Annotated in this window: 20 protein-coding genes; 9 read left to right on the plus strand and 11 right to left on the minus strand. The window is 62.5% G+C overall.

Annotated features, from left to right (window positions below):
- Window positions 1-62: 62 nt before the first annotated feature.
- The 8 genes from BFP92_RS03765 to BFP92_RS03800 form a co-directional block, all read right to left on the minus strand.
- Window positions 63-803 (minus strand): fimbrial biogenesis chaperone, encoded by a 741-nt coding sequence (locus BFP92_RS03765; protein WP_065911891.1) that lies wholly within the window; start codon window positions 801-803, stop codon window positions 63-65.
- 75 nt (window positions 804-878) lie between these two features.
- Window positions 879-1,481 (minus strand): fimbrial protein, encoded by a 603-nt coding sequence (locus BFP92_RS03770; RefSeq protein WP_065911892.1) that lies wholly within the window; start codon window positions 1,479-1,481, stop codon window positions 879-881.
- 193 nt (window positions 1,482-1,674) lie between these two features.
- Complete coding sequence (locus BFP92_RS03775; RefSeq protein WP_056861299.1) at window positions 1,675-2,322, minus strand: response regulator; 648 nt, start codon at window positions 2,320-2,322, stop codon at window positions 1,675-1,677.
- A gap of 23 nt (window positions 2,323-2,345) precedes the next feature.
- Window positions 2,346-5,519: a hybrid sensor histidine kinase/response regulator gene (locus BFP92_RS03780; RefSeq protein WP_065911893.1), complete on the minus strand. Its 3,174-nt coding sequence runs from the start codon at window positions 5,517-5,519 to the stop codon at window positions 2,346-2,348.
- An 83-nt stretch (window positions 5,520-5,602) separates the two neighbouring features.
- Entirely contained in the window at window positions 5,603-6,796 is a 1,194-nt protein-coding gene (locus BFP92_RS03785; protein ID WP_065911898.1) for a response regulator cyclic di-GMP phosphodiesterase PvrR, read from the minus strand.
- Window positions 6,783-9,581, minus strand: coding sequence for an ATP-binding protein (locus BFP92_RS03790; protein WP_065911922.1), 2,799 nt, complete (start codon window positions 9,579-9,581; stop codon window positions 6,783-6,785). The genes BFP92_RS03785 and BFP92_RS03790 overlap by 14 nt, the downstream gene beginning before the upstream one ends.
- Window positions 9,582-9,640: 59 nt before the next feature.
- Complete coding sequence (locus BFP92_RS03795) at window positions 9,641-10,624, minus strand: fimbrial protein (protein ID WP_065911899.1); 984 nt, start codon at window positions 10,622-10,624, stop codon at window positions 9,641-9,643.
- A gap of 23 nt (window positions 10,625-10,647) precedes the next feature.
- Entirely contained in the window at window positions 10,648-11,331 is a 684-nt protein-coding gene (locus BFP92_RS03800) for a fimbrial biogenesis chaperone (RefSeq protein WP_239694236.1), read from the minus strand.
- 194 nt (window positions 11,332-11,525) lie between these two features.
- Here BFP92_RS03800 and BFP92_RS03805 point away from each other — a divergent pair, with 194 nt between their 5' ends.
- Window positions 11,526-12,047, plus strand: coding sequence for an ANTAR domain-containing protein (locus tag BFP92_RS03805; RefSeq protein WP_065911901.1), 522 nt, complete (start codon window positions 11,526-11,528; stop codon window positions 12,045-12,047).
- 7 nt (window positions 12,048-12,054) lie between these two features.
- Here the strand turns inward: BFP92_RS03805 and BFP92_RS03810 are convergent, their stop codons facing one another.
- Window positions 12,055-13,260, minus strand: coding sequence for a DUF1835 domain-containing protein (locus BFP92_RS03810; protein ID WP_065911903.1), 1,206 nt, complete (start codon window positions 13,258-13,260; stop codon window positions 12,055-12,057).
- 174 nt (window positions 13,261-13,434) lie between these two features.
- On the opposite strand from BFP92_RS03810, the gene BFP92_RS03815 reads away from it, so the two are divergent.
- Together BFP92_RS03815 and fetB are read left to right on the plus strand one after the other, a co-directional pair.
- On the plus strand, window positions 13,435-14,118 hold the full coding sequence (locus BFP92_RS03815; RefSeq protein WP_065911923.1) for an ABC transporter ATP-binding protein: 684 nt from the start codon (window positions 13,435-13,437) through the stop codon (window positions 14,116-14,118).
- Window positions 14,115-14,909: an ABC transporter permease gene (gene fetB, locus BFP92_RS03820; protein ID WP_017139579.1), complete on the plus strand. Its 795-nt coding sequence runs from the start codon at window positions 14,115-14,117 to the stop codon at window positions 14,907-14,909. The genes BFP92_RS03815 and fetB overlap by 4 nt, the downstream gene beginning before the upstream one ends.
- A 118-nt stretch (window positions 14,910-15,027) precedes the next feature.
- Here the strand turns inward: fetB and BFP92_RS03825 are convergent, their stop codons facing one another.
- Both BFP92_RS03825 and BFP92_RS03830 read right to left on the minus strand, forming a co-directional pair.
- On the minus strand, window positions 15,028-16,074 hold the full coding sequence (locus BFP92_RS03825; protein WP_065911904.1) for an L-idonate 5-dehydrogenase: 1,047 nt from the start codon (window positions 16,072-16,074) through the stop codon (window positions 15,028-15,030).
- A 13-nt stretch (window positions 16,075-16,087) separates the two neighbouring features.
- Complete coding sequence (locus tag BFP92_RS03830) at window positions 16,088-16,861, minus strand: glucose 1-dehydrogenase (protein WP_065911905.1); 774 nt, start codon at window positions 16,859-16,861, stop codon at window positions 16,088-16,090.
- Window positions 16,862-17,155: 294 nt separating this feature from the next.
- Here BFP92_RS03830 and BFP92_RS03835 point away from each other — a divergent pair, with 294 nt between their 5' ends.
- The 6 genes from BFP92_RS03835 to BFP92_RS03860 all read left to right on the plus strand — a co-directional run.
- The gene (locus BFP92_RS03835) at window positions 17,156-18,028 is read left to right on the plus strand and encodes a LysR family transcriptional regulator (protein ID WP_065911907.1); all 873 of its coding nucleotides are present in this window, start codon (window positions 17,156-17,158) and stop codon (window positions 18,026-18,028) included.
- 104 nt (window positions 18,029-18,132) lie between these two features.
- Entirely contained in the window at window positions 18,133-18,765 is a 633-nt protein-coding gene (locus BFP92_RS03840) for a glutathione S-transferase family protein (RefSeq protein ID WP_065911908.1), read from the plus strand.
- Between the two features lie 18 nt (window positions 18,766-18,783).
- The gene (locus BFP92_RS03845; protein WP_065911909.1) at window positions 18,784-19,704 is read left to right on the plus strand and encodes a LysR family transcriptional regulator; all 921 of its coding nucleotides are present in this window, start codon (window positions 18,784-18,786) and stop codon (window positions 19,702-19,704) included.
- Window positions 19,704-20,582, plus strand: a complete 879-nt coding sequence (locus tag BFP92_RS03850; protein ID WP_065911910.1) for a LysR family transcriptional regulator — start codon at window positions 19,704-19,706, stop codon at window positions 20,580-20,582. Before BFP92_RS03845 ends, BFP92_RS03850 begins: the two co-directional genes overlap by 1 nt.
- 85 nt (window positions 20,583-20,667) lie before the next feature.
- Window positions 20,668-21,561 carry a pyridoxamine 5'-phosphate oxidase family protein gene (locus tag BFP92_RS03855; protein ID WP_065911924.1) on the plus strand — a complete coding sequence of 298 codons (894 nt, stop codon included), beginning with the start codon at window positions 20,668-20,670 and terminating at the stop codon, window positions 21,559-21,561.
- A 222-nt stretch (window positions 21,562-21,783) separates the two neighbouring features.
- The coding region (locus BFP92_RS03860) for a RidA family protein (protein ID WP_065911911.1) at window positions 21,784-22,130 on the plus strand (347 nt) is incomplete at its 3' end.

Genomic DNA, 22,130 nt, shown 5'->3' on the forward strand with positions numbered 1-22,130 from the left:
TTGACGGACAGCCGGGCACGCAAACACGCACGCGAAGTGAGCCTGTAGGTAGGCGAAAGTGCTTAGGGTTTCAGGCGCGATTCAGTCGCGTGCGCAGGTAGCGCAGCGCCGCTGGACAGGGGCGCGCTGTAGTGGTTTTGCGCGCCATAGTCATTGATGCTGGAAAACGACAGCTGCACCGGGCCGTTGGCAATTGCCGCGCTCAGCGGGAACTGTTTTTGTTCGCCGGGCGCAATCATGGTGGAATCGCTGGCCAGCACCGCCTGCACTTTTATGTCGGCCATGGACACGTGGTACAGCGTTGGGTTTTTCACCTGCAACAGGGTCTGGCCGGCGTGTTTGGCCAGTGTCCACTCCAGTTGCGCAGGAGCTTGCAGCGCGCTGCCGGTGAGGCCGGCAGGGCGGTAAAAAATCTTGATGCGCTGGCGGATAGCCAACTGCAAGGTGTTCTCGGCGGCGCTGGCCTTGGGGATTTCCTGCACGTTAAGCCACACCACCGATTCGCGGTCCGTGGGCATGCCTTTGCCTTCGTACAGAATGCGCAGCAATTGCTGTTCCTTGGCGAATACCCGCGCCAGCGGTGGCGTGACGGCAAACGGCGCGCGGCTGGCGCTGGCGTCGTTCATGTCGACCCAGGATTGAATCAACACATCCTGGTTGCCGTTGCGCACGGTGATATTGGCTTCCTTGTGGTCGCCATCAAACACGATGCGGGTGGCATTCAACGAAATGCTGGCGGCGGCCTGGGTAGCCATAAGCATGCCCAGCAGCGCGAGGCTCGCGGCGATAGAACGAGGCGGCATGAAGGTTATCCGGTGTAATCAAAAGACAATGGCGAGGCCGCAGGGCCTCGCGCGTTCGGTGCCGGGGGCGCCGAGTTATTCGTATTGCAGGATGAACGGCAGGGTGGCATCACCGCGACCGGCGGTGGACGAACCGGCGGCTGCGGTGGTGACGTAGGCGGCCGCGAAGCTCAGGGTGGCGTCGCCGCCAGTCGTGCCGGCGCCGTGCATGGTGCTTTCGATGCGCGCGGTGCTGGAAGAGCTGAGGTCGATCAGGCTGCCTTTGCTGTCGAGCAGGGCGATACCGACGTTCTGTGCAGTGGCCGAACCCGGGTTCAGGGCCAGGACTTTTTTGCCGGTGACCAGGCCCGAACCGCCGTTGTTGGCGTCGAAGATCATCGCGACTTTGGTGCCCTGGTTGCAGTTGACGTTCAGGTTGAAGTCTTTGGCGGTGACACGGCCTGCGGTTGGGTTTTCGGCGGTGCCCATGTCCTTGATCGACACGTTGCCCATGTCCACCGAAATGGTGCGGTCGGAGTTGGCGCCGTCGACGGAGCAGGCGTCGTTGTTGATCACGCCGGTGAAGGTGATTTTACCGCTGCCGCCCAGGGTCGGCGTCGGTGCCGGGTCGGCGGCAAACGCACTGCCGGAAGCGGCGATAATGGCCGAGGCGATAACAGCCAGGGAAAACTTCTTCATGATGATGTCCGTTAGTGTTAGTTGGAAAGTGCTGTTGTTGAACTGCGAGAGGAGAATAAGCGGCGAGGGCGGGCGAGCGAATAAGACGATTCTTATAAGTCAGGAAGCAGGCGGTTTAGAACGGCTGGAGGGCGCGTGAATACCCGGAAAATAAAGGGCGAAGCCATTGTTTAAATGGCTTGCTAGTTGTGGGTTAGTTGAAAATATTGCGCGCCAGGCAATAAGCGAGCAGGTCCTGATCGCTGCTCACTTCAAGTTTGCGCATGGCCGATATTTTTTGCGCGCTGATGGTCTTTGAACTGCGGTTCTGACGGCGAGCTATATCACTGACGCTCATGCCGGAAATAAATAAACGCAGGATCTCGAACTCTTTGGGCGACAAACTGGTAAAGCGCTCGTCAATCGCCGTAAGGGTCTCGACTACCGAGGTTTTTGGCGGTTCCAGGCTGCGATAGGCGCTCTGCTGGGCGATCGCCTTGAGCGCCAGTTGAATCTCGGTGTGCAACTGGCTTTTCTGGATGATGCCGACCACACCCAGCTCTTGCAGGCGGGTGAGGATCAGGTGATTGGAAATCATCGTCAGGATCAGGATCTGCACCTGCGGAAAATGCCGCTTCAGGTACTCCACCAATTTGAGCCCGTCGCCGTAGGGCGAGTCGCCCGGCATGTTGTAGTCGGTGATCACGATGTCGGCACCCTGGTGCTGCAACAGCGCGATCAGGCCGGCCGAACACACGGCCTCGCCGACCACCTGGAAGCGTGTGTCGCGCTCCACCAACTCGCGAACACCCAGCAATACGATCGGGTGATCGTCCGCGATTACCACGTTGAATTTTTTCATAGAGGGCCGTCCGTAGTGCCAGTTCAAGTGAGTGAAGAGTGCCCGGGCTGGAGAGTCTCCAGAACGGCCGACAGACGCCGCATCACAGCCTTCACCTTGAGCTCAAGCGTTGTGTCGAGGCTGCCGCGGTTAAGTGCGCTTTCCAGTTCGATGCATGCCTGGGCCAGGCTGAGCGCCTGGACCGCGCCCAGGGCGCCGGCGACCGAATGCAGCAATTGGCCCAGGCCGTGGGCATCACGTTGCACCAGCGTGGCATGGATACGCTGCAAGTCCTGCTGCACGCTGCTGATGAACAGCGGGCGCATCTTGTCCGACAGCTGCACGCTGTCGTCGCAAGGCGCAGTGGCAGGCTCCGGGGGCGGCTTGACCTTGCACAGCTTGATCAGCTGGCCACGCAGGGTTTGCAGGCTTAACGGCTTGACGATCCAGGCATTCATGCCCACCGCCAGGCAGCGCACGCCTTCCTCGCGCATGGCATTGGCGGTCACGCCGATAATCGGCAGGTGCGGGTCGTGCTCGCGCAGGGTCCTGGCCAGTTCATAGCCATTCATCAGCGGCATATTCACGTCGGTCAGCACCAGGTCAAAGGCCTGCGGTTGCCACAGTTGCAGCGCCTGCTCGCCGTTGGCGGCCAGGCTCACCGAACAGCCGAGCGCTTCGAGCTGCTCCTTGATGATCGCCTGGTTGACCGGGTTGTCCTCGGCCACCAGGATGCGCAACCCCAGCTGCCCGGCGCTTCGTGGTCGCGCGGCTGCGGGTTGCTCATGCTTGCCGTGCTGCGCCAGGGACACGGTGCTGGCGATGCTGCGCACATCGTGCAGATCGACCACCCAGCCTTGCGCCGTGTGCAGCGGCGGGCTGTGGGCGCCCGGCAGGCACAGCACGCGTTGGCCGGGCCATGGCTTGGCGGGCTCGCTGGGCAACAGGTCCACCAGCACCGCGTGGCGGCTGTCTGGTTCCTGAGCGGAAGCTGCCAGCGCCGCCGCGATGCCCAGGCGGTTGAGCCAGTCACTCATCGACTGCGCCAGTTCGCGCACCGGCGCCTGCACATACACCGGCGTCGGGCTGGGCTCGATCAGCGGCAAGTTGGTCAGTGCGCCGCAGCACAGCGGCAGGCGCATTTTCAGGGTAAAGCTGCTGCCCAGCCCCGGCTCGCTGACCACGCGGATTTCGCCGTCCATCATCTGCGCCAGCCAGCGGCAAATCGGCAACCCCAGCCCGGCGCCGCCTTCGCCGGCAGTGTCCGGCGCCTGGTAGAACAGGTCGAACAGCTTGGCCTGCTGCGCTTCGGGAATGCCGACGCCGGAGTCGGTGACTTGCCATTCCAGGTCGACATGCTCGGCGTCCAGCGCCATGACCCGGGCACGAATCACCACACGCCCGATGTCGGTGAACTTGATCGCGTTGCTCACCAGGTTATTGAGGATCTGGCGGATGCGCATCGGGTCGCCCATCAGGCAGTCCGGTAAGCGCGGATCGATGCAGCTGTAGAGCTGCAAACCCTTGCGCTGGGCGAAAGCGGCGTAGGTGTGCAGGGTGTCTTCGAGCATGTCCAACGGGCAGAAGTCCACGGCTTCTATCGCCATTTGCCCGGACTCGATCTTCGACACATCCAGCACATCGCTGATCAGCTGGAACAACGTGGCCGACGAGCGCTGGATGGTGTGCAGGTAGGTTTTCTGAGACGCGTCCAGGTCGGTCAGGCCGAGCAGTTCCAGGGTGCCGAGCACGCCATACAGCGGCGTGCGGATCTCGTGGCTCATGGTCGCCAGGAACAACGTCTTGGCCTCGTTGGCGGTATCGGCGGCGTGACGTGCCTCTTCCAGCGCCTGGGCGTCTTCGATGTGCCGGGTAATGTCGTTGAAGGCATACAGGCGCACGTTCTCGGCCTGATAGCGGGTCGACACAAAACCGATTTGCAAGTGCCGGCCTTCGATCTCCAAGTGGCTTTCGCCGTTCTCGACGCCGTCGTGTTGACCGGCCATGGCCGCCACCAGACGTGCGGTGCCCGGCCATTGCTGGGCGCGCTGGTTTTCGATCAATACCTTGCCGTCGCTGCGGCGCACCACGCACAAGCCGGTGGGCGCGGTGTCGATGATCACGCGGCTGAACGCCACGCTTTCGGCGATGCGCTCGTGGGCCAGGCGCGCCGGGGTGATCACTTGGCGCCGATACCAGCGGCTGCCGGCCCAGCCCAGGGTTATCAGGCTGACCAGCAGCAGCGCCAGGGTGCTTAGCGGCCACAAAGCCGAGTGGAAGAAGTGCGAGTAGTTCAGGCCATAGACCGCGCTCCAGGGCTGGTCGCCGGCCTGGGTAATCTTGAATTCAAAGCCATTGGCCGTGAAGTGCACGCCATCGCTGAGCGACGCCTCGGTGGCTGGCCCGACCAAACGGGTGCCGTCGGGCGCAAAGAGGGTGAAGCGATCAAACGCGGAGTGATCCAGCGCGCGCTGCACATCGTCGACCTGCGACAGGTCGAGCAAGGTGCCGATCACCGACTGGCCCTGGCCGTCGAGTGGCAGGCCGATGTAGGCCAGCAAATGTTCGGGCTCCGGCCCTGCTTTCCAGTGCACCCACTCCTGCTCCAGCGGCTGCGGCGTCTGCGCGAGGGTTTGCTGCACAGCGTTGACCAGCGCCACCTGGTTGCCGGTCTCTTCAGTGTTTTCGCGACGCTGATAGCCCACGGAGGGAATGGTGATGGTGTAGTTCGTCTGACGATTGAACAGATACGTTTGCGGCGCCTCATACGGCGACGAGGACCAGAAGGCGCTGTAGTAGCTGGTCAGGTGCGCGCCCAGGGCAAAAATCGGTGGTCGGGCAGCAACGCCGACCTGTTGCTCATCGAACTTGACGTCGAACGGCACCGAAAACGAGTACTTCTGACCTTCGTATAACGTGCGGCGGTTCTCGACCATGCGGCTCTTGAGGCTGACCTGCACGTGGGTGGCCCGCAGCAATTCGGCCTGGATGCCTGGGTGTGTCAGGCTCTTGAGATAGGTCTGCTGCTCGCTGAGGTTTTCCATCAGCCGCGCAAAATGAAAGCGCGTGGCGCCATAACGGGTTTCGATCCCGCGTTGCAGTGACCAGTAGTTGGTGAGGAGCAGCAGCAACGCGATTCCAATCAGCACCATCAGGCCCTTGTTCAGGCGTACGGAACTGCGGGTAAAGGCTTCGAGTATCGCGTTGTTGTGCTTCATCAGGGGTTTCCGCAGGCGCAGGACAAATCGGCACTGGATAGAGCTTGCTCCTTGTAAAAGAGCAAATAATCCGGGGCCTCCAGCTAGTGAGATGTCGCGGGGCCATCATTGTTCAGTAGCTGCTGAAATTGGTCCGAAGAGACCGCGTGGGAAATCAGGAAGCCTTGCACCTGATTGCAGTCGATTTTGCGCAGTAACGCCAATTGTTGAGGCGTTTCCACGCCTTCGGCGACCACCGTGAGGCCGAGCTTGCGGCCCAGTGCGATGATGCTCGCCAACGCCTGGGCGATGCCTTCGTTGTCGTGGCTGCCCTGCACCAGCGCCTGGTCGATCTTCAGTTCGGTAAACGGTGTGGAGACCAGGTTGAGGTACGAGCTGTAGCCCTTGCCGAAATCATCCTGGGACAAGCCGAAGCCTTTGATGCGCAAGCGGCAGGCGCCGGCGTAGAAGTTGCTGATGTCTTGGGGCACCGAGCATTCCATCAACTCGAAGCAGATCATCCCTGGGATGCCGTCGTGGTGCAGCACGAACTCCAGCAAGCGGTCCGCCAGGTCATGGCTGTTGAGCAGGTGGGTGGGCAGGTTGATCGCCACCGGGATTTCATAGCCGCGCTGGCGCCACTGCTCCTGGGCGTGAATCGCCTGTTTGAGCACCAGCCACAACAGCCGTTCTTCCAGCTCGAAGGCCTTGATCGCCGGCAGGAACGCGGCCGGCAGCATCACGCCTTGCTCGGGGTGCATCCAGCGCACCAGGGCTTCGGCGGCGACGATACGCCCGTTGGCGAGGGATTTTTTCGGCTGGAACCAGGCTTGCAACTGGCCACTGCTCATGGCCTGCACCAGCGTCTGGCGGTCGATGTCCAGGTGTTCGGGCAGTTCGGGGGAGGGCTTGCGCACGGTGTTCCTGAGCTGATCGACCAGGTTGCGTAACGCCTCGGCGTTAACCGGCTTGGAGATCAGCCCGATCACTTGAACATCGAGGTTTTTCGCCACCAGGCTGGCGGCCATCAGCATGCGCCGCGAGGCGGCGCTCATGATCGCCAGGGCCGGCTTGCAGCGCAGGTTGGCCAGGCACTGGATAAATTGCACGCCGTCCATGCCGGGCATCAGCAGGTCGGTCAGTACCAGGTCGAAATCGCGCTGGCGCAAACGCTCCAGCGCTTGCTTGCCGTCCTCGGCGCTTTCCAGCCTGAAATCCCCCAACTCACTGAGCAAGTGCTGCAGGTAGATGTGCTGCAGGGGGTGGTCCTCAACAATCAAAATACTAAGGGGCTTCATGGGTGATCCGTGCATAAGGCGCCAGGGAGTTGAATAGAGCCCGCAACGCAAAGGGTTTGACCAGGCAATGGTTCATGCCGGCGGCCAGGCACAGGTCGGCCTCGCCGCGCATGGCGTTGGCGGTGGCCCCGATAATCGGCAACGGGCAGCCTTGGCGGCGCAGTTCGCGGGCCAATTCATAGCCGTTGATGTGGGGCATGTTCACATCCGTCAACACCACGTCGAAGTTACCGGCGGTGTACAGCTGCAACGCTTCCTGACCATCGGCCGCCAGCTCCACGGTGCAGCCGAGTTCTTCGAGTTGGTCACGCAAAATCAGCTGGTTGATGATGTTGTCTTCGGCCACCAGCAGGTGCAGGTTGAGTTTGTTCAGGTCACGCTGGCGCGTGTGCTCATCGGCACGGGCCACCCACAGCCCTTGCGCCTGGCTCACGGCCTGATGAATCGCACCCAGATGGTTGAGGTTGACGTGCCAGGCACTGCCTTCGGCCTCCACGCTGGTGCAGGCATTGCTGCTCACGTGAATCACCGGCCCCGGCCATTCGGGCGCGAGCAGCGGGTCGACACTGCCGGGGTGCACTTGCAGCAGCAGATGGGTGTCCGGCAACGTCGGCAGGCCGGCCTGGGCCCTGGCGCCCCAGCGGCGCAGCCAGCCGCTGACCGAGTTGGCCAGTTCCGGAATCGGCGACGCCACGTAAATGGTCTCGGGCAACAGCGCGGTCATCGGCGTGGTCGGCGCTTCTTCCAGCGGCAGGATCAGGCTGAAACTGCTGCCCAGGCCCAGTTCACTGACCATGCGGATGTTGCCGTTCATCAATTCGGTCAGGCGCTGACAGATCGGCAGGCCCAGGCCGGTGCCGGCGACCACATTGGTGTTGCCTTCACTCTGGTAAAACGGCTCGAAAATCATCGCCTGGTCTTCCTGGGCGATGCCTTTGCCGGTGTCCGAGACCTGCCACAACAGGCTGGAGCGTTCACCGTCGCGGCCCAGCACCTTGACGCGCAGCACCACGCGGCCGTAGTCGGTGAACTTCACCGCGTTATTGAGCAAGTTATTCAGAATCTGGCGAATGCGCGTCACGTCGCCGATCAGCCGTTCGGGCAGCTTCGGGTCGAAGCAGGCATACAGCTGCAAGCCTTTGCCCTGGGCGGCAGCGGCATAGCCCTGAATGATTTCATGCACCAGCTCCAGCGCTGAAAACTCGCTCATTTCCAACGCCAGCTGCCCGGCTTCGATCTTCGACACATCGAGCACGTCGCAGATCAACTGCAACAAGGTCGACGATGAGCCTTCGATGGCGTGCAGGTAGTCCCTTTGCTGGGCATCCAGCTGTGTGCGCGCCAGCAGTTCGAGGGTGCCGAGCACGCCATACAGCGGCGTGCGGATTTCATGGCTCATGGTCGCCAGGAACAGGGTCTTGGCGGCGTTGGCGGCGTCCGCCGACTGGCGTGCTTCTTCCAGCGCCGCTTCGACCTGCTTGCGCGCACTGATATCGCTGAATGCGCAAAACAGCACGTCTTCGCCTTTATAACGGGTGGGCGCACTGCTCAGGTACAGGTGGCGGCCATCAATGGTTTCAAAGTAATCACTGCGTTCGCACGGGCCTTGGGCGAAGGCTTGCTCGATCCAGCCGGCCCGCAATGCCTCGCGTTCCGGGCCGTTGCCCAGCCATTGCTGGGCCAGGGTATTTTCCAGCACCACCTGGCCGTCGGTGCGGCGCAGCACGCAAAGGGCCACGGGCGCGATCTGGATCACGTCGCGGCCAAAGGCTTCGCTTTCGATCAACGCCTGGATGCGATGAATCGACGGAATAATGAAACGCTGGTCGACGCGGCGCATCACCAGCCAGATCAGCGTGAGGCTCATCAGGCAGAACAACAGCGAGCCGAGCAGCTGTTTCCACAGGCCGGTGACCACCGCGCGCAGGTCGATGGAATACATCAACTGCCATTCCGAGGACTTCAAGTGTTTGCGGATCACCAGGTGGTCGGGCAGCAAGCCGTTGCCGACAAAACCGAAAAAGCTTTCTTCGCCGGGCCGCAAATGTTGCTGTTTGAGCTGCGTGTCGGTGCTGTTGGTGAACACCAGCATGCCTTGGGAGTTGAGCATCATGAACTCACCGGCACTCTGGTCGCTGAGGGTGATGGACACTTCACGGCTCTCCATCTCCAGGCCCAGCCAGCCGGAGTCGGGGGCGTGTTCGTCGAGGCGGCTGAAGAGGTACAGGTGCGAATGGCCTTCGGTGTTGTCGCTCAGCCACAACTCGTTGAGCCTGGCCGTGTCGTTGTGCTGCAAGGCCTTGAGGCGGTTGAGCATGCATTTGGAAATCGGCAGCACCTGTGGGGTGGCGTCATACAGCCGCGTCACCTGTGGGCTGGGGCCGGCGTTCACATACAGCAGGTTGAGCTGCCTGGCCTTGAGGTAGTCGCGCATGCGTGCGGTCAGCCAGATGCTCCACTGGTTGCCGGGTGTGCTGCCCAGCTCCAGGTGTTGTTCTTCCGCGGAGGAAGGGTAGAGCCTGGACTGCTTGCGCACCGCCGACAGGCTCAGGCTTTGCAGCAGGGCCTCGCGGTTGGTGAAAAAGGTGTGGGCTTCGGCGATGGCGCTGCTCATGTAGCCGCGGCGCTGGGAAATGTCGTTGTTGAAGGTCGACAGCAGAAAGGTATAGACCCCGCTCAAGATGCCCACCAGCAGCACGCTCGCAAAAATACGAAGCAGCCTTCTGGCTGCTTCGGGTCGGGAGAGGACGGGGTTGATCTGGAGCAGATAACTTTTCAATCGCATCGGCGCAGAGTAGTGGCATATCGATGCCAACGGCATAAGACGATCCTTAAAGTCGTCGGCTACTTGTAAAACATGTCCACCACCACTGCGGCGTCGAAGGCCCCTGGAATCGGCAGGGTGCGCCAGCTCAGGTCGGCGCGAAAATCATTGCGTGCCTGGCCGGAGCCCATCAGTGTCTGCAACGTAAACCAGTCATTGAAGGGCAGGCGCTGATCGCTGTCGGCGCGAGACAATGAGATGCCCACCGAGCTGTTGTTGGCCGGCACCAGCAAGCCGTTGATGACACTGCCGCCCCCCGGGGTGGTGGCGAAGCGTGCATTGACGGTGTAGGGCGTGTCACAGACTTTGCGCAGGCTGAGGTTGAAGTTCGCGGTGCTGGCCACGGCGCCGACCTGCGCCTTGCGTGATGGGGTGGGGAAGTTGACCACACTGGGGGTAATGGTCAGTTCGGGGGCGCAGGGCACGAAGCGGATGTCGTTCATGCCGGTGACGATGTAGTTGAGGTTGCTGTTGGGGTTGGTGTTGAGCCCGCGTACGCCGTCGAGCTGGAACACGCGATATTGCGCCAGGGTGCTGGCTTGACCGCTGGGCGGCGTCTTGCCGTATTTTTCGATGAATACACTGAAGTTCAGGGTAAAGCGTGCCTTGTCCCAGCCTGTGCAATTGGACCAGGTGCAACCGCGGTCGGAGTAAAAACCGGTGCCGACCTTGCCGGTGCTTTGGGTGATGGGCGCGTTGTTGTATCGGATGCCTACGCGGATGCCTTGGCCGATGCTGACGTTGGCCGGGTTGACGTAGAAATACACTTCTTCGCGGCCGTGATTGCGGTCGTCCTTGCACAACACATTCGTGGAGCGTGGGCCCGACTCCCAGATGATCGTGCCGTCCGGTGCGTCAGCCGCGACCGCCAGGGAGGTGCCAAGCGGGTTGATATCGACATAGGCGCCGCTGCCATCTTCCACGCACGACAGCGCATAGCTTGTGGCGGGGAGGGCCGCGCAGCCGCACAGCAGCAGGGGCAGTAAACGTTTGGTGAGAGACATAAATGCAGGTTTCCCGCGATTGATCACTTGAGCACCGCGCTATGACGGGCCTGTAAACCGATATCGTTGATGTTGGTGAAGTGAAGGGTGGACCCGGCAGGCAAGGCGGTCGCTGTACTCAGGCGCTTGCTCTCATGGGGTTTGAGCAGCAGGTAGTCGCTGAGCGGCTGGGTGTCCGTTTGCACATCGATCAACGACAGGTGGAATGCGCTTGGGTTGTGGGCGATGACGCTGTGATCATCGCGGCTCCACACCAACTGCTGCAGCGCCTCGGCCGAGCCACCCTTGAGCGCGGGTGGCCGATAGAACAGCTTGAGCCGTTGGCGTATCGCAAACTGCACGCTGTTGGGGTCGGCGGATTTGAGCGGAATTTCCATGATATTGAGCCAGAACAGCGATTCGCGATCGGCGGGCAAGCCTTCACCGGCATACAGGATGCGCAGCCTGTGATGCTCGCCGGCGCCCAGTTGCACCAAGGGTTCGGTGGCAACAAACGGCACAGGGCTGCCAGGCGATTCGTCTTCGGCGGTGATCCAGGTTTGCACCACCACTTGCTGTGAGGCCGGGTTGACCACGCTGATGCCGGCGGCCTTGTCCTGGCCGTAATAAATCAGGCGTGTGCCTTCGATCTTCAGCGCCGCGCTGGCCGGCGGTGGCGCGAGCACCAGCAGCCCGCCGGCCAGCAACATCATTCTGAGTAAAAACATGAACACAAAAATTCCATGGCAGCGTGTGGGAACGCAGCCATGGTAGGGGCGGGTGAGTGCGAGGGCTTTGAGGCGATTCTTAAAAGTGCACAGTGGCCGTTTCAGAATCGCCTTAAAGTCATGTTCGCGCCCCGACAGTTACCGTGTTCGACGTTGAATGATCGACGCTGATGCCCAACTGTCAGGTTTACCCTATGTCCAATAAAGCCTTACGCCTTTTGATTGCCGATGCAGACCTGCTGCAGCGGATCAAGCTGGAGAAAATGCTCAACCAGCTGGGCTACCACCGCATCGCCCCCTTGAGTTCGTTCGACGAATTGCAGGCGTTGACGCGCTCCGGTTGCGTGGCGTTCGACCTGTTGATCATCAATACGGCGCTGGTGCGTTCGCGGCAGGTCAACCTGTTGAAGTACTGCCATGACAACCCATTGATTCGCCATACGCTGATCTACGACGGGCAATGCGCACAGAGCTCGGTGGTGTCGGTGTCGGTGAGCCAGACCTTGCACCTGTCACTGTCGCAATCGCCGGACTTCAACTCCCTGCGCCGTTGCATGGAGATTGTCGACCCCCAGCATAGCCTGCCAACGGTTGAGCGACCGATGTTGCGCGCCGTCGACAGCCGGGTCGCTGCACCCACGACGGCTGCGCGTAGCGTTTACCTGGGCGATCCGGCAGTGATGGCGTGCGCCGTCGGGTTATCGCCCAAGCGCTGAGCCGGCCTCAGGTGCGCCACACCGGCAGGTTGTCGTGGGCCAGTGCCCAATGCGGCTGGCCAGGCTTGAGGCACACGCCGCCGACCCAGCGCTCATGCCCGGCGTGGTCCAACCAATAAGCCTCGCCGCCCAGCACTCGATGCCCCAATGGCGTCAGCGCCAACTCGCGGCGCGGCCAGTCGCGCTCGGTTGCGGTTTCTATCAGCAAGGGGTTCGGTCCGTCTATCAATGGCCGCAGCAGCGCGTGGAACATCATGTCGCCCAGGAACGGCAGCGGCTCACGCTTGGCCATCAATTCAGCGAACACCCGGCCGAACGGCAGCGGCCCGGTCTCGGCTATGTAGCGCAGCGACAAGCGTTCAGTCAGTGACAGGCCATCTTCAATGCCCGGCAATTCCTGTAGCTGACGCAGTAGCGCCGGGGCGAGAAGGGGCAGGGCCGGGTGGTTGCCGTGAGCCAATTGCGCAAGCGTGACCGGCGAGCTGTCGCAGTAAGCCGACCACGCCTGTCGGGCCAATTGCACCGCTGCGTCGTCGATCAAGCGGCGCTGCGGCCATAACCACGCCAATACATCGGGCGCCAGTTGGCCGATGCCGATAAAGCGTTCGACTCCCGGAATACGGTCAACCTCGATCAGCTCGAGCTTTTTCGGCGCGCGCTCAAGACCGGCCAGCGCACGGACCAGAAACAGCTGATCATAGGCGTCCGCTTCGCACCACAACACGCTGTGATCGGCGCTGGCCAGGGCGTGCAGGTGGTTGTATTCATCATCGACGCGGTGCGTCACTTCAGCCGCGTTCAGGGCAAAGGCCTGGCTGATAAAGGCACTGCGCATCGCGCGGAAATCTTCACTGGGCAAATCGCGTACCGGCCCCATGCACAACGGATCGGTGAGCATGCGCAACTGCCCCTTGAACCCGGCCAGTTGCAGGCTGTGGGCAATGTCGCTGCCACAGCGCCAGTGGGTGGTGCGGGCTTCATCGCTGGCTGCAAAGTCGGGGTGGCGGGCGGCGAAGTCGATGGCGTCGACATGCGCCTTGAGCTTGGGCCAACTGCTGAAGCCCAGCTGTTTGGCGACCTGCCATTGGGCCTGGGACAAGGTGGCGAGCGGGTCGAGGGTTTTCAGCTGCGACAACAATTCCTTGGCGCGCTTGCGCTGCTGCTCAAGGTTGAGGCGGCCGTCGGTAGTCGAGGATGAGAGGCGTGGCGACATACGATCTCCTTGCACAAACCTTTTCCGCTTTCAGGTCGGGAGTCGTAGAAATGTGATATTCAGTCAGGATCCTGGGCGCAGCCCTTTCCGCGGAAGGTGGCGTGGAGTGCGCCAGGCACGAAATATAGGCAGTGGAGTTGTGGATTGCAAGCCGTCAAGCCGAGTACCGAGTTGATGACAGACACCGTATTGATCGAAACCCGCGCCCTCACGCGCAGGGACGAGCGGCGCCAAGTCGCGTTGCTGCAACCCACGGATTTCAGCCTGAACCGCGCCGACCGCGTGTCCATCACCGGCTCCTCCGGCTCTGGTAAAAGCGTGTTCCTGCGCGCGCTGGCGTTGCTGGATGCGCCCACTTCGGGGCAGATCCTGTGGAACCACCAGCCGATCGCGAATGCGCAGATTCCCCACTACCGCAGCCACATCAGCTACCTGTCGCAACGCCCGGCACTGCTTGAAGGCACGGTGGAGGACAACCTGCGCTTGCCATTCAGCCTCAAGACCCTGCGCACGCGCCGCTTCGACCTGCAAGCGGTGACCAAGCTGCTGGAACATGCCGGTAAAAGCCCGGACTTCCTGGGCAAAAACGCCGGCGACCTGTCCGGCGGAGAGTCCCAGGTGGTGTCATTGATCCGCACCTTGCAACTGAACCCCGAAGTGCTGTTGCTGGATGAACCGACGGCCGCCCTCGACCCCACGTCCTCCCGTGATGTCGAGGCACTGATCAGCGCCTGGTATGCCGCCGACAACGCCCGCGCCTTTATTTGGGTGTCCCACGACCTCGACCAGGCCCGGCGCATGAGCGATATCCACCTGCACATGAGCGCCGGCGTTTTGAGCGGAGCGGCCCAGCCATGAATTATCAGAATCTCACCGCGCTCGACATGGGCATCGCCGCCTCGCTGATCCTCATCAACGGCGCGCTCTCGCTGTTGCTGCGTCTGGGCCTGGGCCGCCAATTGCTGTGGGCGGCCGTGCGTACCGTGGTGCAGTTGCTGGCCATCGGTTACCTGCTGGGCTGGGTGTTCGAGTTCGCCTACTGGTATGTGGTGCTGCCGCTGATGTGTGCGATGACCCTGATCGCCGGGCTCTCGGCGGCGGGGCGCGGGCGCCGCACCTACCGTGGGCAACGGGTCGACAGCATTCTGTCGGTGTGGGGCAGTTCGTGGCTGGTCACGGCGGTGGGGTTGTTTGCGGTGATCCGTATCCACCCGTGGTACGAGCCGCAGTATGCGATTCCGATCCTTGGCATGATCCTCGGCAATACCCTCACCGGCGTGTCCTTGGGCATTGAGCGCATGACCCAGGAACTGACCTCGGGGCGCAACACCATCGAGATGATCCTGGCACTTGGCGGTTCACGCTGGGAAGCCGCCCAGGAGGCGATCCGCCAGGCCGTGCGCGCCGGGATGATCCCGACGCTGAACCAGATGACCGTGGTCGGCATCGTCAGCCTGCCCGGCATGATGACCGGCCAGGTGCTGGCCGGTGAGAGCCCGGTGGACGCGGTGCGTTACCAGATCGTGATCATGTTTCTGATCGCCGCCTCCTCGGCCTTGGGCACGGTAGGTGCGGTGCTGCTCACCTACCGTCGGTTGTTTTCCAACAGCCACCGGTTCTTGCGCGATCGGCTTGAAGAGCGCGCTTGAACCTCAGGTCCTGGTCTGGCCGTTCCGTCACCTGACGCCCGCTGCTCAACCCACATTTGACCGAGTATGACTCCAGAACCCCGTCCTGCCCGAAGGCCGCGACAACGGTGAATCAAGCTCAGTCAGTCACACCAAAATCCAGCACCACTTTCATCGCCTGGGTCTTGTCCGCCGCCAGTTCAAACGCCTGCACCGCCTGCTCAAACGGCACGGTATGGGAGATCACCGGCTTCACATCGATGATCCCGCGATTGAGCAAATCCACGGCCTGGGCAAACTCGCTGTGAAAGCGGAAGGTGCCGCGCAAGTCGATCTCGCGACTGACCAGCAGGTTCAACGGCAACGACACATCGCCGCCGAGGCCGACCGTCACCAGCACACCCCGTGGCGCGATGCATTCCAGGCCATTGCGCAAGGCCTGGGCACTGCCGGAGACTTCGAACATCACCTCGAAATAGCCTTTTTCGGCGGTGTAGCGCTTGAGTGCATCCGCGCCGTCGGCAATGTTGTGGGTGCGCGTGGCGCCCATTTTTTCGGCGCAGGCGAGGGCGCTGGCGGACAGGTCCACGGCGACGATTTCACCGGCACCGGCGGCGCGCAGGCTGCCGATCAGCAGGTTGCCGATGGGGCCGCAACCGGTCACCAACACGCGTTTGCCGAACACCGCGCCGGCGCGTTGAATCGCGTGCAAACCCACCGACAGCGGCTCGGCCAGCGCACCTTCGGCCAGGCTCACGTGGTCGGCCAGCCGATGTGCCTGATGCGTCTCGATCACCAGGCTCTGGCGAAACGCGCCCTGAATATGCGGAAACGGCATCGCACTGCCGTAGAAACGCATGTTCAGGCAATGATTCGGCAGGCCTTGATGGCAGTAACGGCAACCGCCGCACGGGCGCGACGGCGATACGCTGATGCGCTGGCCGACCTTGAACAACCCGGCATCCGCACCCACGGCGTCGATCACCGCCGACACCTCATGGCCGAGCACCATCGGCTCGCGCAGGCGCACGGCGCCGAAGCCGCCGTGCTGGTAGTAATGCAGGTCCGAGCCGCAGATACCGCCACGGGCGATGCGCACGCGCAGTTGATCGGGGGCGAGGGGTTGCGGTTCGTCCTGGGGGTCGACCCGCAGGTCTTTGGAGGCGTGACAGACGATAGCGTGCATACAATTCTCCGGTTTACAGCGACGCGGTGATACCACCGTCGACGTACAGAATATGGCCGTTGACGAAGCTGGCAGCATCACTGGCAAGGAACACGGCGGCACCGGCCAGTTCGGCCACGTCGCCCCAACGACGACTCGGCGTGCGTTGCACCAGCCAGTCGCTGAACTCGGGGTTGGCCACCAGGTTGGCGTTCAACTCCGTCTTGAAATAGCCGGGGCCGATGCCATTGACCGTCAACCCATGGGGGCCCCAATCGATGGCCATGCCCTTGGTGAGCATCTTCAACGCGCCTTTGCTGGCCGCGTACGGCGCGATGCCGGGGCGGCCCAGCTCACTTTGTACCGAACAGATATTGATGATTCGCCCGCGCTTGCGCGGGATCATCGCCCGCGCCACGGCCTGACCAACCAGAAAGGCACTGTCCAGGTTCGTGCTGATCAACTCGCGCCAGTGTTGCTCGCTGTAGTCCTCCAGCGGCCCACGCCGTTGCATCCCGGCGTTGTTCACCAGGATCTCCAGCGGGCCGAGGCGCGCTTCGATGTCCGCCACGGCGGCCTGGATCGCCGTGCTGTCGGTCACGTCAAACGGCTGGGTGTGCACCGTCAACCCTTCGGCCGCCAGCAGCGCCGCCGCATCGCGCAAGGTGCTGCGGTTGCGCCCGTTGAGCACCACCTGCGCCCCGGCCTGGGCCAGGCCGCGGGCAATTGCCAGGCCGATACCGGCACTGGAGCCGGTGACCAGCGCCAGCCGTCCATCAAGGCGGAAGTTGTCTAGAACGCTTTGCATAAGCTACCTCTCCTAACGCTTCACACTACCAACGACAGCAGCATGATGAACTCCAGGGCGACAAAGGGATGGACCTTGAGGTGGGCGATCAACAATATCTATCCGATAATCGTGACCCGCGCGACCAGCAGCCTATACGTGGGGTCCTTGTTCGGATTGTTATAGGCCACGCCCCGTCATATCGTGTATGAATTGGGCTTACTTCACCCCAGGGCGCTGGGCAGCGTCCAATTTTCATTTGTGATCGGGTGATCACCGTTTGTGATAACCATTGCTGATAGCCGAGAGGATTTAATGGAGTTAAAGCACTTGCGCGCCTTCGTGGTGCTCGCCCAGGAGCTGCATTTCGGCCGGGCGGCGGCGCAGTTGTCGATTGTGCAGCCGGCGTTGAGCATGCAAATCAAGGGGCTGGAAAGCGGCCTTGGCGTGCGCCTGCTGGACCGTAACCGCCACTCGGTCACACTGACCGACGCGGGCCGTGCGTTTCTGCCTGAAGCCCAGGCCACCTTGCACCAGGCCGCTCGGGCGGCAGAGGCGGCGCGGGCGTCCAACCGCGGTGAAATCGGCCGGGTGCGCCTGGGGTTTGTGTCTTCGGTGCTCCCGCAATTGCTGCCGCAACTGATCCGTGCCGTGCACCAGCGTTACCCGCGCATCGAACTGGAACTCAAGGACATGCCCGGCCCCGACCAAGCCGCGGCGTTAAAAAATGGCCAGTTGGATTTCGGCCTGATGCGCCTGCCGGCCGCCCACCCCGGCGTGCAGACCCGTGCGGTATTGCGTGAGCGTTTCTGCGTGGCGCTGCCGATGGATCACCCTTTGGCGGCCCTGGAATCCATCCAGCCTGCCGACCTGCTCGCGTTGCCGGTGTATATCCTCGCCAGGCGTTACGCGCCGGGGTTCTACGATGAGTTTATCCAGGCGGTCGGCATGCCCTTGGACATCGCCAGCGAGCTGGGCGAGTTCACCACTATGCTCGCGCTGGTCTCGGCCGGGTTGGGCATCGGCGTATTGCCGCAGCAGGCGGCGCGGGCGTTGCCGGTCAATTGCGTGTCGCGGCCTTTGCAATTGGGCGGGTTTGAGGCCAGCACCGGGTTGGCCTGGACCGAGTTGGACAGTGCAGTGAAGACCACCTTGTTCAACCTGATCGTGGAATTGTTTGGCGAGTGATTGTTTCATTGGGTGAAATGCTCGATTGTAAAGTCTGGTGATTCCATCGATCCGGGCAGCGGTGGAATATGCGTGGCGTCAACCCCACCACTTTGGAGCCTCTCATGTCCCAGCCTGCGATCAAACTGTATGGTTTTCCCTTGTCCGGTCACTCCCACCGGGTCGAGCTGATGTTGTCGCTGCTGGGTTTGCCCAGTGAATTTATCCTGGTCGACCTCAAGCAGGGCGCGCAGAAAGCGCCGGACTTTATCGCCAACCTCAACCGCTTCGGCCAGGTGCCGGTGATAGACGATAACGGCACGGTGTTGGCCGACTCCAACGCGATTCTGCTGTACCTCGCCAACCAATATGGCCACGGCCAATGGCTGCCGAGTGACCCCGTCGGCCAGGCTCGCGTGCAGCGCTGGCTGTCGGCGGCTGCCGGCCCACTGCACGCCGGGCCCGCTGCTGCGCGGCTGGCGCTGGTGTTTGGTGCCGACGTCGATACCGTCACGGCCATCAGCCGTTCCCATGCGCTGCTCAAGCGGGTGGAGGAACAACTGAGCCAAAGCCGCTTTTTGGTCGGCGAGCGGCCGAGCATTGCCGATGTGGCGTTCTACACCTACGTGGCCCATGCACCGGAAGGCAATGTGTCGCTGGCCGACTACCCTCATGTACGTGCCTGGCTTGCCGGCATCGAGGCATTGCCGGGGTTTGTCGGCATGCCGCGCAGTGCCGTGGGTCTGCAATCAAAGTAGTGTTCAAGAGGCATGCCGATGGATCGATTTCATGAGATGCAAGTGTTCCTGGCGGTGGCCGAGGAGGAGGGGTTCGCCGCAGCTGCGCGGCGCCTGAACACTTCGCCGCCCAGCGTGACCCGGGCGATTGCCGCCATGGAACAACGTATCGGCACGCAGTTGCTGGCACGCACCACCCGCAGCCTGCACCTGACCGAAGCCGGCCAGCGTTACCTGGAAGATTGCCGCCGCATCCTCGCCGAGCTGGATGAAGCCGAGGAAGCGGCGGCGGGCAGCTACGCCATTCCCGCTGGGCACTTGACGGTGACCGCGCCGGTGCTGTTCGGCGAGCTGTATGTGGCGCCGGTGCTGGGGGATTACCTGGACCGCTTTCCCTTGGTGAATATCAACGCCTTGCTGGTCGACCGCGTGGTCAACATGGCCGACGAAGGCGTTGACGTGGCCGTGCGCATCGGCCATCTGCAGGCGCCGGGGCAGCAGGCGATAAAGGTCGGGGAAGTGCGCCGGGTGGTGTGTGCATCGCCCGGTTACCTCGACCAGCATGGTCGGCCGCAGCGGCCCGAGCAATTGCGTGAGGCCAGGATCGTCACCTCATCATCCAGCCAACTGGTGAGTGAATGGGCCTTCGTCGACGCCGGGCGGCCATTGACGGTGCCCATCGAGCCGCGTCTGGTGGTCACGGCGAATAACGCGGCGATCAACCTGGCGCGCCTCGGCTGGGGCATGACGCGGGTGCTGTCTTATCAGGTGGCGGCCGCGGTGGCGGCGGGGGAGTTGGAGGTTGTGCTGGAGGATTTTGAAGCGCCTCCGCTGCCGATCCAGGTGGTGTTCCAAAAAAGCGGCCGTGTGCCGGCCAAGGTCCACACCTTTGTGGATTTCCTCACCCATCGCCTCGGGCAGGACGCCGCCCTGAACCCGGCGATGAAGCGGCGCGGCTGATGCAACGCTATCGCGACATGCAGCTGTTTGCTGCGCTGGCCGATCAGCCCAGCCTGGCTTCGGCGGCGCGCCAGGCCCAAGTCTCCGGGCCGACCCTGATCCGCGCAGTCGCGCGCCTGGAGGCCCGCCTGCGGGTGCCGTTACTGCAACGCAGCACACGCGGCGTGAGCCTGACCGCAGCGGGCAGCGCCTATCTGGCTGACTGTGTGCGGTTGCTGGCAGCCGTCGATACCGCCGAGGCTTCGGCCAAAGGCTTGCACGTGCAGGCCCAGGGCAACTTGCAGGTGTACTTGCCGTTTCTGTTCAGCCGTTATGTGATGGCGCCGATATTGGCCGGCTACATGGACAGTTACCCCGACGTGCGCCTGGTGGCGCGCTACCACGACGACTACCCGAACCTGCACGAAGCGGGGCTGGATGTGGCGATTCTGGTCGGCGAATTGCCCAATTCATCGCTGATCGCCCGGCCGGTGGGGCAGGTGCGGCATATCCTGTGTGCCAGCCCCGATTACCTCGCCACCCACGGCGAACCCCGGCATCCGGTTGAGCTTAAACAGCATCGGCTGATTGCCGGTGCCGACCCGGTGGCCTGGGATTTTCAAGGCTTGCAGCTCAAGGCCCGTGCGCGCTTGAGCTGCACCACCGCGCAAGGTGAAATCAACGCGGCGGTGCAGGGTGCGGGGGTGATTCGTTGCCTGAGTTACCCGGTTCACCAGCACTTGCTGGACGGCCAGTTGCGCCGTGTGTTGCGTGACTTCGAACCGCCGCCGTTACCGGTGCATGTGGTGTACCGCGAGGGACGCAACGCACCGATGCGCGTGCGCAGTTTTGTCGACCATTGCGTGGCGGCGCTGCGTGAGCATCCGGCATTTCAGTAGGTGAAATAGTGGATTGCCCAGTGTGGGCATTCTCACCCTGGCAGGCAGGGCGCAGCATGGGCACATCCAACCTGAGGTGCTCACCATGAACCCAGTCGAACAATCCCCGTGGCACGCCGGCGAACGGCACGTGCAGGCAAGCGCCGGTGCTGCCGAGCGTATGGCCGTGGTCGGGCCCAAAGTCATTCGCGATTACTTGCCGGAGCAGCATCGGGACTTTTACCCGCTGTTGCCCTACCTGATACTCGGCGTGGTGGATGCCCAGGGTGTTCCGTGGGCAACGATGCTTGAAGGTGCGCCGGGCTTTGCACATTCACCCGACCCACACACCTTGCAGGTCGACAGCTTGCCGTCCAAAAGCGACCCGGCGCTTGCCGCCTTGCACACCGGCGCCAGCGTAGGCTTGCTCGGCATTGACCTGAATACCCGGCGCCGCAACCGTATGAACGGCCGCCTTGGCAGCCTGGACCACGAAGGCTTTTCGGTCGACGTGGTACACACCTATGGCAACTGCCCCAAATACATCCAGCTGCGCCCCGTTGACGGTATCGCCCGCAAGCCCGGCACCACGCTCGAGCGCCTCAACGGCCTGGACGCTGCGGCCCAAACACTGATCCGCAAGGCCGACACCTTCTTTGTCGCCAGTTACGCCGACGTGGAGGGCGCACGCTCGGTGGACGTTTCACACAGAGGCGGCAATACGGGGTTTGTGCGGGTTGAAGGCAACGTGCTGACCATCCCGGATTTTGCCGGCAATCTGTTCTTTAATACCCTGGGCAATTTGCAGCTCAACCCGGTAGCGGGTTTGCTGTTTATTGATTTTGAGTCGGGCGATGTGTTGCAGGTTGCCGGGCGTACTTCGCTGATGCTTGAGGGGCCCGAGGTCGCCCGTTTCGAGGGTGCGCAGCGCTTGTGGACGGTAACGGTGGAGCAGGTCATACGCCGCCCGGCAGCATTGGCGTTGCGCTGGCAGAACTGATCGTTCCCACGCTCTGCGTGGGAATGCCGCCCCGGACGCTCCGCGTCCCGATGTCTGCGCATAGCTGAGCCTTGCGCAGTGTGACGCGGAGCGTCACGGGATGCATTCCCACGCGGAGCGTGGGAACGATCGGTCCGCCGAAATGTTGCTGGATGTTGAATTACCAGATTGAGCAGCATCCCTGGGTTAGCTTTGTTTGCCTACCGACAACAAGGACAGGTCATGCAACGCAAAGTCATCAATCCCACCTCCGTGTTCAACTCCCTGCAATACGGCTTCAGCCAGGCCCTCGAAGTGCCGCCTGGCCGGCGCATCATGCTCTCCGGGCAAGTGGGGGTGGATGCCGAGGAGCGTACCGTCGGCCCAGGCATCGCCGAGCAGACCACCACCGCCTTGGATAATATCGAAAAGGTGCTGGCCGAGGTCGGCGGCAATCTGGCCGATGTGATCATGCTGCGTCTGTACATCGTTGAGTCCGTCCGTGAGCAGCAGGAGCCCATAGCCCAGGCGCTGCGTGAGCGCTTCCCGCACAACCCGCCGCCGTCTTCGTGGATTATCGTCAGCGGGCT

The sequence above is a fragment of the Pseudomonas sp. 58 R 3 genome, from assembly GCF_900006605.1.
GTDB lineage: Bacteria > Pseudomonadota > Gammaproteobacteria > Pseudomonadales > Pseudomonadaceae > Aquipseudomonas > Aquipseudomonas salomonii.

Excerpts from the sequence above, each read along its gene's own strand:
- BFP92_RS03800 (WP_239694236.1), bottom strand. The coding sequence starts at position 11,331 with ATGTTTTTACTCAGAATGATGTTGCTGGCCGGCGGGCTGCTGGTGCTC.
- BFP92_RS03775 (WP_056861299.1), bottom strand. The coding sequence starts at position 2,322 with ATGAAAAAATTCAACGTGGTAATCGCGGACGATCACCCGATCGTATTG.
- BFP92_RS03825 (WP_065911904.1), bottom strand. The coding sequence starts at position 16,074 with ATGCACGCTATCGTCTGTCACGCCTCCAAAGACCTGCGGGTCGACCCC.
- BFP92_RS03845 (WP_065911909.1), top strand. The coding sequence starts at position 18,784 with ATGGATCGATTTCATGAGATGCAAGTGTTCCTGGCGGTGGCCGAGGAG.
- BFP92_RS03765 (WP_065911891.1), bottom strand. The coding sequence starts at position 803 with ATGCCGCCTCGTTCTATCGCCGCGAGCCTCGCGCTGCTGGGCATGCTT.
- BFP92_RS03805 (WP_065911901.1), top strand. The coding sequence starts at position 11,526 with ATGTCCAATAAAGCCTTACGCCTTTTGATTGCCGATGCAGACCTGCTG.
- BFP92_RS03785 (WP_065911898.1), bottom strand. The coding sequence starts at position 6,796 with ATGAAGCCCCTTAGTATTTTGATTGTTGAGGACCACCCCCTGCAGCAC.
- BFP92_RS03830 (WP_065911905.1), bottom strand. The coding sequence starts at position 16,861 with ATGCAAAGCGTTCTAGACAACTTCCGCCTTGATGGACGGCTGGCGCTG.
- BFP92_RS03795 (WP_065911899.1), bottom strand. The coding sequence starts at position 10,624 with ATGTCTCTCACCAAACGTTTACTGCCCCTGCTGCTGTGCGGCTGCGCG.
- BFP92_RS03780 (WP_065911893.1), bottom strand. The coding sequence starts at position 5,519 with ATGAAGCACAACAACGCGATACTCGAAGCCTTTACCCGCAGTTCCGTA.
- BFP92_RS03850 (WP_065911910.1), top strand. The coding sequence starts at position 19,704 with ATGCAACGCTATCGCGACATGCAGCTGTTTGCTGCGCTGGCCGATCAG.
- BFP92_RS03840 (WP_065911908.1), top strand. The coding sequence starts at position 18,133 with ATGTCCCAGCCTGCGATCAAACTGTATGGTTTTCCCTTGTCCGGTCAC.
- BFP92_RS03855 (WP_065911924.1), top strand. The coding sequence starts at position 20,668 with ATGAACCCAGTCGAACAATCCCCGTGGCACGCCGGCGAACGGCACGTG.
- BFP92_RS03835 (WP_065911907.1), top strand. The coding sequence starts at position 17,156 with ATGGAGTTAAAGCACTTGCGCGCCTTCGTGGTGCTCGCCCAGGAGCTG.
- BFP92_RS03770 (WP_065911892.1), bottom strand. The coding sequence starts at position 1,481 with ATGAAGAAGTTTTCCCTGGCTGTTATCGCCTCGGCCATTATCGCCGCT.
- fetB (WP_017139579.1), top strand. The coding sequence starts at position 14,115 with ATGAATTATCAGAATCTCACCGCGCTCGACATGGGCATCGCCGCCTCG.
- BFP92_RS03810 (WP_065911903.1), bottom strand. The coding sequence starts at position 13,260 with ATGTCGCCACGCCTCTCATCCTCGACTACCGACGGCCGCCTCAACCTT.
- BFP92_RS03815 (WP_065911923.1), top strand. The coding sequence starts at position 13,435 with ATGACAGACACCGTATTGATCGAAACCCGCGCCCTCACGCGCAGGGAC.
- BFP92_RS03790 (WP_065911922.1), bottom strand. The coding sequence starts at position 9,581 with ATGCGATTGAAAAGTTATCTGCTCCAGATCAACCCCGTCCTCTCCCGA.